Source organism: bacterium, assembly GCA_028821235.1.
Lineage (GTDB): Bacteria > Actinomycetota > Acidimicrobiia > Spongiisociales > Spongiisociaceae > Spongiisocius.
The window spans coordinates 1-15,045 of sequence record JAPPGV010000023.1 but is presented as its reverse complement, the minus strand read 5'-3'; the positions used below and the strand labels follow the sequence as shown (position 1 = coordinate 15,045).

Here is a 15,045-nt window from a genome sequence, read left to right as displayed (position 1 = left end):
GCCGAGACCAAGATACTTGCTCAAGTATCACGGCTAGGAGCGTGCTCCAAAAAAGAGACGGGGATTGGTTGGCACGCGGTGCTTTGAACTGGGGTTTTGTCCCGGCAATCGGACCAACTGGACGTTTTTCAGTACCCTCCTACGTTCCGGGTCTCTCATCTCTGTCTCCCGTCAACTCTTCAGCCAGGAAGGAAAGCGGAACAGAGCCGTAGGACAGCAATCGATCATGGAAAGTCCTCAACGTGACGCCGCTACCGCACCGTGCTCGCAGATCATGTATGGCGGTCCTGCCCATGAGGTAGGACGAAGGGTACGTAGGATTATTATGCCTGATGTATCTGGTGATCTCGCCTTCAGCCATATGCCAGTCAAGAGCGACCTCTTCTTCCAAGAGCCTGGTCGCTTCAGCCAGACTCATATTCCTCGTATGGAGGCCAGTATCGATGACCACGCGAACGGAACGCCAGAGGGCATTACGCAGCTTGAAAATCTTGACCGCCGGGTCATCGAACAGGCCGGTCTCGTCCAACAGGTCCTCTGTGTAGAGGCCCCAACCCTCGGAAAAGAGTGGAGACACGAAGTACGTACGAATCGGCGACGCCTTCGTCGCCAACTTGTGATGGACTCGCTGGAGATGGTGTCCGGGATAAGTCTCGTGGCCGGCGATCGATTCGCAGAACGCAAAGCAGTTATCGCGCATGTGCTGGGACCGGCGTTGGGAAGGCGCGTCCGGATCGATGGGCGTGATCAGCCATTCGCTGACCAGACCGGGTTCGAAGCTAGGGCTTGGTGACATGACAGCGATCGGCAAGCCGACCCGCAGGTATTCCGGCAGCCATCGGACGTGGCACACCTCGTCGTCGGGTATCGAGATCAGATCCTTCTCCACGCAGTGCTCACGAGCTCGCTCCATCTCGTTTGCATAGGCATCAGCAAACCCCTCCGGGCGGGGATGGCGCTCCTTGACCCGGCTCACCTGTTCGGTCCAGTGAAGATCCGGGTCCAAGGCTCTTGCGTAATCCTCCAATCGAGCACGATCCCGCCCCACTTGGTCCTTCCCCCACTCGAAAAGCTCGGAGTGGTCGAGCGGAACACCGTGATAGGTGCGAAGAAGGAAGTCGAAGTACGCCGCGCCGGCCCGAAAGCTCCCGCCGGCTGTGCCGCGTATCTCATTCAATGATTCGGAGAACTCCGCCACCGCAGCCGCCGCTCTCTGCCCGGCAGCCGATAGTCGAGACGTGATCCGACCTTCCAATTGATCAGCGAACATCGGGACAGACGTCCCGAAGAACGTCTGGAGGCCGTCGGCCGCCCTGATGGTCATATCGACGTATGGCACTGGAAGGTCCGACGGAACGATGAGACGTCGTACTGATGCCAGATAGCCCGGGACCGCTTCGAGCCTGGAGAGAAGGGACTCGGCCCGCTCTTGGACGGCTGCGAACGGGCGCTGCATGAGCACGGAGGCCCCGGTGCCGAGTCGTTCCAGATGCCAGAACGGCGCTCGCTCCCAGAATCGTGTCTCTACCAGTTGGCGTGCCTTCACGCTGGCATCGACCATGGCGACGGACGCGTCCAATCGGCTCGAGAAGGGCAAGGGGGAAAGGTCGATGCCTTCCAGACGAGCTATCGATCCATGGAGATCCCGCAGATAGTCATCGGCGACCTCGGGTCCGAAGGTGCCGAGGTCCGAGTCCCACGTGTGTACGCCCACCTGCGTAGCCGCCACTGGATCGGCTCGGAGCACCGTCTCGAGATAATCGGCGATAACTCGATCTAGCGTTTCCGTCAACAAGACCTCACAGTCGGGAACCGCGATCCGCGGCCGGATTTTCGGGCCTAGAGGCCGAGAATCCGTGCGGCGTTCTCTCCCAGGGCCCGATTGAGTATCTCGTCCGAGTCGAATGGCAACGCTCGAAACTGCTCGACGCTCTGCCCGAAGGGCCTCACCGGGTAGCTGCTACCGAACAGCAGGTTGTAGCTCATGAAGTAGTTCGCCGACCTCACGTACTCGTGAGCGCCGGGAGTGTTGGGCATGTTGAGGTAGAAGTCCGGTATCAGGTGGACGTTGTTGGTTTGGAAGACCACGCTGCAGGCCAATGTCGTCCAGGGCCAATTGGCATGTGGGACCACGATTGTCAGGTCTCGGAAAGCGAGCGCCACACGCTGGACGTGGATGGGGTGGCAGTACGACATGTCCGGACCCAGGAAGATGCTGCTGGTGAGGGACACGATAAGGCCGAGATCACTGCACAACTGGTACAGCGGCATCAATTGCGGGTCATCGTTATGCAGTGGCGGATCAGAGAACCCGTTGTCAAAAGAAATACCCCGGAGTCCTAGACTGTGGCACTTCTCTATTTCTTCCAGAGCTTCCTCGCCACGGGAGCCATCCACACCCCCGAAGCCGACGAACCGCCCGGGATACTCCTCGACTATCGCGGCGACGGTGTCGCTGCTGACGGTGCCAAAGGGTGCCGGCGACTGCCGGCCGTGGACGACGCCTACGTCGATTCCCGCCTCATCCATTTCTGCAATGAGATGGGTCATGGACAGCTCAGTGCGCGACTTGTATTCCGGCAAGTCGAGCGAGAGGCCGTGCTGCGTGACAGGATCCGGGTTGGGGTCTCGAGGGCTGAAGATGTGCAGATCCTTGAAGCCCCTGTAGGGGGGTCGTATCCTAAAGTCGACAATCATTAGAGATCCTTCCTGTGCCGGCAAGGCCGTTCGAATCTAGCTACTGCAGCCCTAACCGTTGTTTGGTGTGAGTTTACCATGATGCTCGGTGCTGAGGCCCTGCGTGCAGTCCATTTCTGACCACTGAAGATCCCTGACGAAAGAGGGTTGTCGTCTGTTGTGACGGTTGCCGGACAAGGAACCCTCAACGCTTCCAAGACGGCGCCCAGTGCTCGGTGCCTTCTCCCTTGAGGACACGGCCGAACGCCATGACCAGAACCGGATCACGCAGTACCTTCGGATCATCGAGAGGTGATCCTTCGGTGAGAACGAGGTCGGCAGCGGCACCGGGCCCCGGCAGGCTTTGCGACCCGAGACCATTGAGTTCGCGGCCGCCGATCGTGGCGGCGTGCAGCACGGTCAGCCTGTCGACGCCCACCTCCTCCAGGAGTTCCATCTCCCGGTGCAGGCGGGGCCCGATCGGGTTCAGGTCCGCGCCGACGGCGATCCGCACGCCGGCCTCCAGGCAAGCCCGGAGGCCCTCCCGGTGCTTCCGGATAGAGGCCGCGGCCCGGTTCGCAGCGTGCGACGGCCACCCGTCTTCGGCTATGAAGGAGGAGTCGTGAGTCACCCCGATCGTTGGCACGAGCCACGTTGACGATTCCGCCATCGCAGCAGCTGCCCGCTCGTCCAACGCATAGCCGTGTTCAACCGAACGCCCTCCCAACCTGGAGAATCGCACTGCTTGATCACTCCCACCGCAATGAGCGGCCACGGGAATGCCGCGCTGGTTCGCCGTCGCCAGCAACGCCTCCAGTTCCTCGTCAGAGAACTGGCCCCCGTCCACGGTCTCGTGCTCGCTGTAGAGACCCCCGGTAAGCGAAGCCTTGATCCAATGCGCACCACGAGAGACCTGCCGGCGGACAGCCCGTGCCACCTCAGCCGGGCCATCCACGGTCAAGGATCCCCTCATACGAACGTACTCACGGGGATATGCCACCCCATGGCCACCGGTGGTCTTGAGGGAGCAGCCGGCGCCGCGGAGCCGGAGGCCGGGAGGAACACCCGCCTCGTAGGCGCGGCTCAGTGCCAGATCGATGTCGTCGCACTCGCCGACCGCTCGCACACCCGTGATGCCCATCCGGGCCGCTTGCGCGAGGTTCACGCCCGCCCGGATGGTGCGGGCGGCGGGTGCCTCGAAATACCCTTGAGCATCCGGGTCGTACATCAAGCCGCCGACGTGGGTGTGGCAGTCCCACAGGCCGTACATCCCCGTCAACCCGGATGCGTCGATTGTCAGGTCTGCTGCTTCACCTGAGGGCTCCGCTATAGCGCCACCGCGGACGAGGATGTCCCTCGTGCTGTACTCGCCCGAAGACGTGTCCAGCCAGCTAACCCCCCGAATGTTTACCGACGATGTCTCCATTTCTCCACCACCCTCCTTTCCTCGCCTAGCCGGCTACATCCTTGAATCAGCCGCCGGGCCTCGAAGGAACCGACAAGGGGCGGATCCGGAGGATGACACGCTCGCTCTCGATGATGCTGCTGTCGTACAGCCGGCCGAAGTACTTGAGGGCGAGCTCATCGATGTGTTGCCTGGCCCGGCTTCCCCCGATCGTCTCCACCACCGTTCCCCTGACCTCGACATACTCGTACGGATCGTCCCGCTTCCAGATCGCCACCGTCACCCGCGGGTCTCTCTGTATGTTCTTGAACTTCTGACGGTGTGTCTCCGTATTGATGAGCAGCACCTCATCATCACAGTCGACCCACATGACCTGAGTGGCCGGATGGCCTCCCGGCAGCATGGTCGTGAGGACCGCGAAATTCGGGCCCTCTGCGAACTCCTTCACCTTCTCGCTAAGCATCGGGGTCGTCTCCCGCTCGGGGAGTCCCGCCCCGCTGAGCCGGCCCAACCGCGGACTCCATGCTCACACCGCCTTTGCGGATCTGCTGTCGAAGGCGTCGCGCAGGCCGTCACCGACGAAGTTGAAGGCCATCACCGTGAGGAAGATCGCCAGACCCGGGAAGACCGTCAACCACCATGAGATCTGCAGGTATTGCCTCCCGTCGGCGAGCATCCCGCCCCAACTCGGAGTCGGCGGCTGTGCTCCCAGGCCCAGGTAGCTCAGGGCCGTCTCGAGCAGGATGACGAAGGAGATCGAGAGCGTGGCGATCACGATCAGCCCGTCGGAGATGTTGGGGATGATGTGGCGCACGAATATCCGGACATCGGACGCGCCAGAAGCCAGAGCGGCCTTCACATAGTCCCTATGTTTGAGCGATAAGACCTGGCCTCTCACATACCGGGCGGTGGTCCGCCAGTAGCTCAGGGCAATGAACAGCACCGTATGTCCCGTGCTGGCGCCGAACAGGGCCACGAGCATGATCAGGAGGAACAGCGGAGGCATCGCCATCAGCAGGTCGACAATCCGCATCAAAGGACCATCGAGCAAGCGGTAGTAGGCCGCGAGGATGCCGACCGTGGTACCTATGAGGATGATCAGTGCCACCGTGGCGAAGGCGACAAGGAGCGACACCCGGGCGCCGTAAATCATCCGGCTGAAGCTGTCTCGGCCGAAGGCGTCGGTCCCCAACAAGAACTCTCTGCTCGGGGGCTCCAAGCGCCTCGGCAGGTCCTGGACCACAGGATCGTACGGAGCTGCCAGCGGCGCAAGTATCGCAACGATGATGAGAATGGTGAGAAAGGCCATCGCCACGACCGCCGGCCGGTTCCGGCTGTACCGCCAGGCGATTCGCTTGAACCGGCTCCGGGAGCGTACCTGGCCGTGAGTGGAAGTCGCTGGACTCGCTGAGCGCTCGCTAGACATAACGAATCCTCGGATCGATGTAGGTGTAAATGATGTCGACGATCAGGCTGAAGATCATTACGAACGCGGCCGTGAAGATGGTCAGGCCCAGGATGACGGGATAGTCCTGGCGGATCACAGCCTCCCACGCCAGTTGGCCCAACCCCGGCCAGACGAAGATCGTCTCCACCACGATCACGCCCGAGAGCACCCGCGCCATGGACAGACCGATGACGGTGACCAGGGGGAGAATGGCTATGCGGAGAGCGTGATGGATCGTGATCCGGGCCGGAGTCAAGCCCTTGGCCGCGGCGGTCAGGATGTAGTCCTCCGCCAGGGAATCCAGCATGGACGATCGCACAACCCGGGCATACCAGGGCACTGCGGAGAGCCCTAGGACGGCCACCGGCATGACAAGGTTGAGGGGGGCCGCGAAGAGGCCTTCGCTTCCGGTTCCGAAAGCGGGTAGCCATCCCAGGTGTACGGAGAACGTCAGCATCAGCAACAGGGCGAACCAGAAGTCAGGCATCGACAGACCGAACAGGGTTGCGGTCGTTATCGAATGATCGAGTCTCGAGTTTCGTCTGAGTGCGGAGATCACGCCGGCCGGGAGGGCGATCACTACCGAAACGGTCAGCGCGAGCAGCTGCAACTGCAGGGTGGGCCACAGCCGGGCGAGAATCACCTCCGTGACGGTGACCCCGTATGTGAACGTCTGCCCGAAGTCACCACGTATCGCGGCCCCCAGCCAGGTGAGGTACTGCCTGACGGGAGGTTCGTTGAGCCCGAGTTGCTCGCGCACTGCTTCGGCCTGCTCTTCGGTGTAGTGGTCGGTGAGATAGAAGCTCTCGGGACTGCCGGGCGCCAAGTGCATCATCGTGAAGATGAAAACGCTCAACAGGATGAGCAACGGGATGATCTGCGCTATGCGATTGACGATGAAGCGGGTCATCGGTGGACCCCGCTCGCCTGCAGTTCCGGGAAGTGGCAGGCGCTCGGGTGCCCGACCCCAAGGGTGTCCACCAGTTCCGGAGAAACCTCTTCACAGGTCGGCTCCGCCTTCCAGCAGCGCGTACGGAACCGGCATCCCGAGGGCGGGTCGGCGGGGTCGGGTATCTCCCCGGTGAGGATGATCCGCTCATCGAGGTCGTCGGCCCTGGTCGGGTCCGCACTCGGTATCGCGCTCAGCAGGGCCTGGGTGTAGGGGTGGGTCGGCTGGCTGAACACCTGGTCCACGGTGCCGTACTCGACGATCTTGCCCAGGTACATCACCGCGATCCAATCGGACACATGATGCACGACCGCGAGATCGTGGGCGATGAACAGATAGGCCAGCCCCATAGCCTCCTGGAGGTCCCGGAGCAGGTTCGTAACCTGTGCCTGGACCGAGACATCCAGAGCGCTGACGGGCTCATCAAGGACTAGGAGCCTTGGCTCGAGGGCCAGTGCCCGGGCAATGCTGATGCGCTGTCTCTGCCCACCGGAGAACTCGTGGGGGAACCTGGCCGCGTCGGCGGCATTCATCCCCACTTTCTCCAGCAGCTCATGTACCTTTCTCTCACCCTGCCCTCTACGACCGTAGGAGCCATACACCCGCAGAGGCTCCGCAATGATCTCCTTCACCGTCATCCTGGGGTCGAGGGACGAGTACGGATCCTGGAAGACGATCTGCATGTTCCGGCGGATGGGCCGCATGCTGCGCCGAGACAGATCGGACAACTCCTGGCCGTCAAACACGACGCTGCCGGACGTGACGTCCAGTAGCCGGGTTACGCACAGCGCCGTGGTGGACTTACCGCTACCGGACTCGCCGACCAGCCCGAGCGTCTGCCCGGGATAGATCGAGAAGCTCACATCGGTGACCGCCTGGATCATCGCCTCCGGGCGTCCGAAAAGGCCCTTACGCACGGGAAACGTCTTCGTCAGGTCCCTTACAGTCAGCAACGGGGAACCCGAGCGCGGACCGGCCTCCCCGTTGACTGCTTCAGCGCGATACGAGCGACGTTCCATCGGCACGTACTTCCTAGTGGTCTGTCTGCGGAATGGCGGTGTGGTATGGAGTCGGCAGCGGTGTTCCTCGCAAGGCCCGCTGACGAAGGCGTACCCGCAGCGGTACGTTGAGGAAGCGGAACGCAGCGACGGGACACCGATGACCGCCAGAACACACCAAGCTGTTTCGCAGCCAGACCACTTAAAGCTCCTCGAAGAAATGGCACGCCGAGAACTGGTCCTCGCCGCACTGTCTCAGGGACGGCCGTGATTCCCGGCAAGGATCACGGTCCCCGGAGAGCCCGCACCGCGGTTCAAAGGGACAGCCGGCCAGTGCTTGGAACATCTGAGGCGGAGACCCGGGGATGGTCGGCAATCGTGACATCTCCTGGTCGATCTGCGGCAGGCTCGACAGCAGTCCCCTGGTGTATGGATGGCGCGGCGATAGCAGCACCTGCTCCACCGGGCCCTCCTCCATCACCCGTCCTCCATACATCACGATCACACGGTCGGCCATCTCCGCTATCACGCCTATGTCGTGCGAGATCAGGATGAGGGCAGCACCCGTTTCCGCGGTCACGTTTCTCAGCAATTCCAGCACTTGTGACTGGATCGTGACATCGAGAGCAGTGGTGGGCTCGTCCGCGATCAAGAGCTTCGGCCTGTTCGCTATGGCCATGGCGATCATGGCTCTCTGCTTCATCCCGCCCGAGTACTCGTGGGGGTACTGCTCGTACCTGACCCGAGGGTTGGGGATGCCGACAGACTCGAACAGGCCTTCCACGTGTTGCCGTACACGGTCAGATCCCATCTTCCCGTGAGCCAGGCTCACTTCGGCCACCTGGCGACCGACTCTCAACACTGGATGCCATGACGAAGAGGGATCCTGGAAGATCAGGGTGATGTCCTTGCCGCGAATCTCCCTCATCTGCTTGGCCGTGAGGGCAAAGAGATCTCGGCCCTCGAACAGCACCTCGCCAGTGACGCTCGCTCCTGACGTGTAGACGTTGAGCAAGCGGAGAACCGCCAGGACCGAAACGCTCTTGCCCGACCCGGACTCTCCGACGATCCCGACTATCTCGCCTGGACGGACGTCGTAGGAGATACGGTCCACCGCCCGAAGGACGCCGCCTTCGAGTTCGAAGTCGACCGCCAGATCCCTCACCGACAGCAGGGCGTGCTCGGACGGAGAGGGGCTTGCCGCGTGCTCCTTCATGTGTCGGAACGCACCTTCTCAGGTTGCCCCGATCTTAACGAGTTCGGCTAGACCTCTACTCGTTTACCTTCCACTGACGGACATCCCAGTACATCCGGTTGTTGGACGGGAAGACGTCGGTGAGCAGATCCGAGTTGTACAGGACGGTGCCGGGTGGGCTGAACACCGGCACGAACGGCGTATCCGCCGCCAGGTTCTCCTGGATAATCGAGTAGTGCGCCTTCCGTTCATCGATGTCAGTCGTGAGTAGGGCAGCCGTCAAGGCCTCGTCCACAGCGCTATTGGAGTAATTCATATGGTTCTCGGGTTCGCCCGTGCCATACGTCTGTCCAATGATCGCCGGATCCGGGAAGCCGGAATGGAGAGACATCACGGCGACATTGAACTCGCCGTTCCGCACGGCTTCGATGAACTGCGGCCACTTGGCCGTTTCGATGGTGACATCGATGCCGAGCTTGGCGAGTTCTGCCTGCGCATAGATCGCCAGCCCTTCACGATTGCTGTTCCCATCGTTGTAGAAGAAGGTCAGCTCAATACCTTCCCCGCCGGGGTAGCCCGCTTGGGCAAGCAATGCCGCCGCAGCATCGGGATCGTAAGGCGGCATCTCAACGGCCGCGTCGAATGCCCAGGAGTTGCTGATCAGGAAGCTGTTCCGTACGGTCGCATACTGGCCCAAGAAGTTCGTGACAAAGGATTCCTTGTCGATGGCCATCGCAATGGCCCGCCGAACGTCCGGATTGGCTAGAGCCTCATGGCTCTCAACATTGAACACGAGACCGTCGAGCTGTGCCTTGTCATAGGTAGCGACGTCGATGTGTGGCAAGGCGACCATGCGATCTATGTCGCCAGGTGGAGTCCGGTCCATGGCATGAGCCTGTTGCGTTTCCATCGCCACCAGCATGGTGTTGACATCCTGGATCCCCCCGTGGTGCACAGTTTCGATACAGCCACGATTCGGTTGCCAGTAGCCATCGAACGCCTTGAAGGTCGTTTTCTCCTCCGTCCACTGGACGAACTCATAGGGACCACTGCCTATCGGATGCAGCGAGAACGGGTGATCCGCCCCGATGGGACCTTCCCCTTCCAGCAAGTGCTTCGGGAGGACCTTCAGTACCTCTCTGACGGAGATCGCCATGAACGAGGCGTCAGGCTTCGCCAGCGTGATCGAAATCGTGTAGTCGTCATGGACCTCAACACCCGCGACCTTGTCGGCTGAGCCGTCCGTGAATGCGTCGGATCCGACGATATTGGCGAGCCTCGGCCGCCATTGGCCCAGGAATCCAGGCGCCAGGATGCTCTCGATCGTGAACTCCACGTCCGCGGCGGTCACCGGCGCGCCGTCGTGGAATACGACCCCTTCCTGAAGGTGGAAGGTGTATGTCAAGTTATCGTCCGAGATGTCCCACGAACGAGCCAACTCCGGAACGATTTCGGCGGTATCCGGATCCACATCGATCAGGAGATCGAAGATCAGATCGGTCCTCCAGTATCCGGTGGTGTCGATGGCGAGAAGAGGGTTGACCGTATTCCGGACGTTGGTCTGGTTGATGATGGTGACCTCGGATCCGGGTTGGAGGCACGACTCGGCGGCGACCGCTGGCGCTGCCGTCGTGGCTACAGCTTGGGTAGTTTCCGTGGCCCCATCGGTGGCTGGAGCCGCAGTTGTCGGAGCCGCAGTTGTCGGAGCCGCAGTCGTTGGAGCCGCAGTCGTTGGAGCCGCAGTATCCTCCTCGGCGCCGCCACAAGCCGCGGCGACGAGCGCGAGAACTCCAAACCAGATTGCGAGCCGCCTCCGATATGAGTAGCTACGATTTGCGTGTTCTCGAGTCCGCATCGGGTCGACCCTCCTCCAGGGTAAGTCTCCACAGGCCCGCCCGGGTTCGGAGGAGCTGAGGAGCCTCCACTTTTGGCCCAAACTCGCATGGGCGAATAGCTCAATTTAACCCAGAGACCTTCGGATACGTCGGGAAAACCGAGGAATATCTTGGCCCGCAGTCTTGTGTTCACACCGAGTGTGCGACCTGCCGCGTCTCCCAGTTGTACCTCTGCAGCATGGCCCCACTGTGCCGAGCTTATGGCAGCCACCAATTCAGCGTGACGGACTGTGTGTGCTGGGATCAACGCCACAGCAGGGTCGTTTTTTGGGCAGCCTCAAGAGGAACTCGCCGACCTATCCGACTGACGCAACCCGCACCAAGCCCACCATCGACTCAATGGGTGGATCTGAGCCTGGGATAACCCACTTGCCCGCTCGATTCCAACGATCGGACATCAGCTACCAGGCGAACCGGATAACAACCACTAGCATCACACAGCCGCGTACTTCCCTTTCGGTACAATCCCGCGCTCAGAAGGGCCTTCCTCAGGCCCGGTACCCGCAATCTCGACAGGTGGACATTCATGACGGTTGTGGACGCGGTCTGCCCACTGATGACCGACCCCGAGTCGTGGGGCCTCTACATCGAGGGCGGGGTCGACATAGGGGCGCCGACCGTGGCCAACTGGGAGACCCCTTCGGAGACGCTGCGGCTACTCGAGCAGTGGGCCCGCTGGATGGAGCGGGACGACCGGCTGGTGGGGGTCACCGAACCCTCCCACTTCGACCGGTTCCCCGATCCCGGCAAGCTGGGAGTGATCATCCACTTCCAGAACGGCGTCCCCCTCGGCGAGGACCTCTCCAACTACGAGGCCTTCCACCGCCTGGGGCTCCGCATGGTCCAGCTCTGCTACAACTTCGCCAACCCGCTGGGCGACGGATGCCTGAGCCGCGAGGACGGCCCGCTCACGGCGTTCGGGCGGGAGGCGATACGGGAGATGAACCGGCTCGGGATCGTGGTGGACCTCTCCCACACCGGGCGGCGCACCACCATGGACGCCATGCGCGCCACCTCGGCGCCGCCGGTGTTCTCCCACTCCAACCCGGCCGCGATAAACCCCCATCGCCGCAACATCGACGACGAGCAGATCAGGGCGGTAGCGGACCTCGGCGGCCTGGTCGGGGTGGTCACCTTCCCGGCCTTCGTGAAACCCGGCGGGAAGGGCGCCACGGTATCGGACCTGGTGGACCACATCGACTACCTGGTGGACATGATCGGACCCGATCAGGTGGGGCTGGGGCTGGACTTCTGCGAGTCGGGTATGGAGATGGTCGAGCGCATGATCGCGTCCGGAGCGTGGACCGTCGAGGATTACCCGATGGGCGCCGACCCCCGCCTCATCGATCTTGACTCGCCCACCAAGATTCCCGGCATCCGCGAGGAGATGGCCCGGCGGGGCTACCCGTCCGGCGCCATCGCCGGCATCATGGGCCACAACTGGATAGACCTTTTCAAGAGGGTGTGGTCCGCCTAGCGGTAGCTTCGACCCGAGCTATTTTTCGCGTTCTCGCAGAACAGCCTTGAAACTGTCCTAGCTTCGAGATACGTTGCCCAACGCCAAGCACCAAGTGCCGGCCGATGATGTGAGACCGATCGGAACGGCCGGCCCAGGGAACATACAAGGCTCAGTGGAGCGACCGCCGATTCCCGGCACCCGGCCGGGCATGGCCGATCCACACGCCCAATCGGACAGGTGGCGGCGGGGGTGGGCCCGGTGCGGAGCACCGGATTTTCGCGACTTGGGCCGTCTGCGGTTCTTGAGGCAGAGGGCGTCACATATGACGTCCTGGACCTCAGGTTCGCTGCCGATGCTCGATCTATGGTGTTCTTGAGGCAGAGGGCGCTCACATATGACGTCCTGAACCTCAGGTTCGCCTGGCAGCCAGGCGTATCCTGCCGAGAGGGGTTAGGCCAGGCCGATCCGTCCGATCAGCTCCGCCGCCCTCGCCCGGGCTTCCGCTATGACCTCGTCCTGGTCCACCCGGGTGCAGCGGCCGTCCTCCACGATGACCTCGCCGCCCACGATGCTCGTGGTCACGTCGCTGCCCCGGGCGGCATAGACCAGGGCGGAGCGGGGGTCGTGGGCCGGGGTGAGGTGGGGTCGGGTGGCGTCCAGCACGATCACATCGCCGAGCGCCCCGGGAATCAGCCGCCCCGCATCGATGCCCAAAGCCGTTGCCCCGCCTACGGTGGCGATGCGCAGTGCCTCGGCGGCTGACGAGGCGGTGGGTTCGAGCTCCGCCAGCCGGTGCATGAGCACCAGCATCTTCATGTTCTCGAAGAGGTCCTGGCGATGGCCGCAGGTGGAGCCGTCGGTGCCCATCCCCACGGTGGCGCCGGCGTCGAGGAGTTGGCGCATGGGCATCACCCCGTAGGGAACGTACTGGTTGGACATCGGGCAGTGCACCACCGCGGTACCGGTCGAGCCGATGGCCTCGATCTCACCGTCATCGAGCCAGGTGGCGTGGGCCAGCACGGCATCCGGGCCAAGCAGACCCTGGCTGTGGAGCCAGATGGCCGGACGGACCCCGTATGCCTCCCGGTAGACATCGGGGTCGCTCCTGGGAGCGCTGAGATGGGTGTGCCAACCGGTCCCGTACCGGCGGGCCGTCTCTACCGCGGCGGCCAGCAGGTCCTGGCCGGTGTAGACGGTGTTGATCGGGCCGGGCCATATAGCCACCCGGGACCCGGGAGGGCGGGCCTCGATACAGGCCGCGGTGGTGTCGAGTTCCTCCCGGTCGCTGCCCGTGAAGGCCTCCCGGGGCAGGCCCTGACGCTCGGCCAGCGCCGTGTAGCCGCCGGTGACGCCGCGCGCCACCACCCCTCTCAGGCCAACATCCTCCAGGGCGGCCGCCACCGCCAGGGTGGTCTCGTAGTCGGTGCGGCCGTAGTGATGGTCCAACAGCGCGGTGGTACCGGCCAGGGCGGCCTCCACCGCCGCCAGGTATACCGCCGACACGGTCTCCTCCGGCGTGATCGCGGATGCGTACGGCCACATGAACCTGCTCAGCCAATCCCAGCCGGGCAGGCCCTCGCCCAGGCTGCGTCCCAGCGACTGGAAGAGGTGGTTGTGGCAGTCGACCAGGCCCGGCATCACCAACCGGCCACGGCACGAGATCACCCGATCGGCCCGGTACTCGGGAGATCCGCCCGATTCCCCGACTCCCACGATCCGCTCGCCCGAGATCGCCACGTACCCCGTCTCGATCACGGGCCGGGCCGGATCGAGGGTCACCAGGGTCCCGCCCTCGAGAAGCAGGTCACAACGCTGCGGTGGCACCGGATCCGCCATGAACCTCCCTACCGTCGAGCCCGTGCCGGGTCCTGGTCGATGATCGTAGACCGGGGTTTCCCGAAGCCAGGGAGAGGCCACGCGGATCGCCCGACCGTTACCCGTTTGCCCGGGAGGAGGAGCGGAGACGGGGGACCCGGCGGCGTACTCGAAGGTTGGGGAACCTCCAGCCCATCTGCCAAGCAGTCAGAGCTTGGCGACGATCTTGTTGATGGTGTTCCAGTTGCGTGCCGTAGCCACTACGTCCAACCGCCTCTCGAGGTAGGCATACGAGAGGGTCATAGCCGCAACGCCATCCGGGGACCAGACGTATGCCTCCGTGCCTTCGATCGCGATGGCCTCAGGGCTGTGGTCCTCCTCCAGCAGCGCACCTACCAACGCGGGATCGGGCTCCTCGGACAGGAAGATCACGAGGTAGCGCGACGGGTTGGAGACGACCTCCCGCAAGGGAATGCGATCGAGCACCCGCCGAACCTGGCCCGCCGTTCGCGCCATACAGGGAACATCGACATCGAACGCGTCGGAGAGCAACCGCCGCACCACGCCGGCGACCTCGTCGGGTCGATCCGATCCGGCGGAAACGATCACGTTCCCGCTCGCTAGAACGGTCGCCACGTCGGAAAAGCCCGCCTCGGTCAACTTCGACCTGAGCCCCGCCATCTGTACCCGATTCCCGGTCCCTACGTTGATACCCCGGGGCATGACGAGATAGCGCTTGGTCTTACGAGAGTCCGCAGCGGTAGGCATCGAAGGTCTCCAGGGCTGTCTGCCGGGGCGCCGGTGGAGGCACCGGCCGCCCGAGGGTAACCAACCCAAGTTCGCATATGGCCCCTCGAGCCCGACATGACGCCCTAAACCTCAGGAACACCGCACCACCGGTGACGCCCTCAGCCTCAAGAAAGCTGCGATCCACCAACCTGAGGCACAGAACACCACCCATGACGCCCTAAACCTCAGGAACACCGCACCACCGGTGACGTCCTGTGCCTGAGGTTCGTAGACTCGGCCGGGCCGGGCATCCGAGGGCGGGAAATCGGAGGACGATATGACCGTTGCCGACCAGTACAGCGTGACCGAGGACGAGATACGCTTCGACCACTCCGCCGAGGAGCGCCTCTACCAGGCACTGTTCGACTACTGGCATCCGGTCGCCTACGCCTCGCAACTCGGCGAGGACAAGCCGAT

At 63.1% G+C, this 15,045-nt stretch carries 12 protein-coding genes; 1 reads left to right on the top strand and 11 read right to left on the bottom strand.

The window, feature by feature from the left end; translation table 11 throughout:
• Window positions 1-139 precede the first annotated feature (139 nt).
• The 9 genes from OXK16_02525 to OXK16_02485 form a co-directional block, all read right to left on the bottom strand.
• Window positions 140-1,792 carry a DUF885 domain-containing protein gene (locus OXK16_02525; protein ID MDE0374823.1) on the bottom strand — a complete coding sequence of 551 codons (1,653 nt, stop codon included), beginning with the start codon at window positions 1,790-1,792 and terminating at the stop codon, window positions 140-142.
• Between the two features lie 47 nt (window positions 1,793-1,839).
• Complete coding sequence (locus tag OXK16_02520; GenBank protein ID MDE0374822.1) at window positions 1,840-2,697, bottom strand: amidohydrolase family protein; 858 nt, start codon at window positions 2,695-2,697, stop codon at window positions 1,840-1,842.
• Between the two features lie 184 nt (window positions 2,698-2,881).
• Complete coding sequence (locus OXK16_02515; GenBank protein MDE0374821.1) at window positions 2,882-4,102, bottom strand: amidohydrolase family protein; 1,221 nt, start codon at window positions 4,100-4,102, stop codon at window positions 2,882-2,884.
• Between the two features lie 46 nt (window positions 4,103-4,148).
• Complete coding sequence (locus OXK16_02510) at window positions 4,149-4,592, bottom strand: TIGR03618 family F420-dependent PPOX class oxidoreductase (GenBank protein ID MDE0374820.1); 444 nt, start codon at window positions 4,590-4,592, stop codon at window positions 4,149-4,151.
• 15 nt (window positions 4,593-4,607) lie between these two features.
• Window positions 4,608-5,276: an ABC transporter permease gene (locus OXK16_02505; protein MDE0374819.1), complete on the bottom strand. Its 669-nt coding sequence runs from the start codon at window positions 5,274-5,276 to the stop codon at window positions 4,608-4,610.
• Window positions 5,277-5,499: 223 nt separating this feature from the next.
• A complete protein-coding gene (locus tag OXK16_02500; GenBank protein MDE0374818.1) occupies window positions 5,500-6,438 on the bottom strand; it encodes an ABC transporter permease in 939 nt (312 codons plus the stop codon).
• Window positions 6,435-7,496, bottom strand: coding sequence for an ATP-binding cassette domain-containing protein (locus OXK16_02495; GenBank protein MDE0374817.1), 1,062 nt, complete (start codon window positions 7,494-7,496; stop codon window positions 6,435-6,437). The genes OXK16_02500 and OXK16_02495 overlap by 4 nt, the downstream gene beginning before the upstream one ends.
• A 181-nt stretch (window positions 7,497-7,677) precedes the next feature.
• Window positions 7,678-8,691 (bottom strand): ABC transporter ATP-binding protein, encoded by a 1,014-nt coding sequence (locus OXK16_02490; protein MDE0374816.1) that lies wholly within the window; start codon window positions 8,689-8,691, stop codon window positions 7,678-7,680.
• A gap of 55 nt (window positions 8,692-8,746) precedes the next feature.
• Window positions 8,747-10,525, bottom strand: a complete 1,779-nt coding sequence (locus tag OXK16_02485; protein ID MDE0374815.1) for an ABC transporter substrate-binding protein — start codon at window positions 10,523-10,525, stop codon at window positions 8,747-8,749.
• A 566-nt stretch (window positions 10,526-11,091) separates the two neighbouring features.
• Between OXK16_02485 and OXK16_02480 the strand changes: the two genes are divergently transcribed.
• Window positions 11,092-12,042: a dipeptidase gene (locus tag OXK16_02480; GenBank protein ID MDE0374814.1), complete on the top strand. Its 951-nt coding sequence runs from the start codon at window positions 11,092-11,094 to the stop codon at window positions 12,040-12,042.
• A gap of 432 nt (window positions 12,043-12,474) precedes the next feature.
• Here the strand turns inward: OXK16_02480 and OXK16_02475 are convergent, their stop codons facing one another.
• Both OXK16_02475 and OXK16_02470 read right to left on the bottom strand, forming a co-directional pair.
• Complete coding sequence (locus OXK16_02475; protein ID MDE0374813.1) at window positions 12,475-13,860, bottom strand: amidohydrolase; 1,386 nt, start codon at window positions 13,858-13,860, stop codon at window positions 12,475-12,477.
• Between the two features lie 186 nt (window positions 13,861-14,046).
• A complete protein-coding gene (locus tag OXK16_02470; protein MDE0374812.1) occupies window positions 14,047-14,607 on the bottom strand; it encodes a DUF1697 domain-containing protein in 561 nt (186 codons plus the stop codon).
• Window positions 14,608-15,045: the final 438 nt, after the last annotated feature.

Coding starts and splice junctions, on each gene's coding strand:
- OXK16_02480 (MDE0374814.1), top strand. CDS start 11,092: ATGACGGTTGTGGACGCGGTCTGCCCACTGATGACCGACCCCGAGTCG.
- OXK16_02490 (MDE0374816.1), bottom strand. CDS start 8,691: ATGAAGGAGCACGCGGCAAGCCCCTCTCCGTCCGAGCACGCCCTGCTG.
- OXK16_02515 (MDE0374821.1), bottom strand. CDS start 4,102: ATGGAGACATCGTCGGTAAACATTCGGGGGGTTAGCTGGCTGGACACG.
- OXK16_02485 (MDE0374815.1), bottom strand. CDS start 10,525: ATGCGGACTCGAGAACACGCAAATCGTAGCTACTCATATCGGAGGCGG.
- OXK16_02500 (MDE0374818.1), bottom strand. CDS start 6,438: ATGACCCGCTTCATCGTCAATCGCATAGCGCAGATCATCCCGTTGCTC.
- OXK16_02470 (MDE0374812.1), bottom strand. CDS start 14,607: ATGCCTACCGCTGCGGACTCTCGTAAGACCAAGCGCTATCTCGTCATG.
- OXK16_02495 (MDE0374817.1), bottom strand. CDS start 7,496: ATGGAACGTCGCTCGTATCGCGCTGAAGCAGTCAACGGGGAGGCCGGT.
- OXK16_02475 (MDE0374813.1), bottom strand. CDS start 13,860: ATGGCGGATCCGGTGCCACCGCAGCGTTGTGACCTGCTTCTCGAGGGC.
- OXK16_02520 (MDE0374822.1), bottom strand. CDS start 2,697: ATGATTGTCGACTTTAGGATACGACCCCCCTACAGGGGCTTCAAGGAT.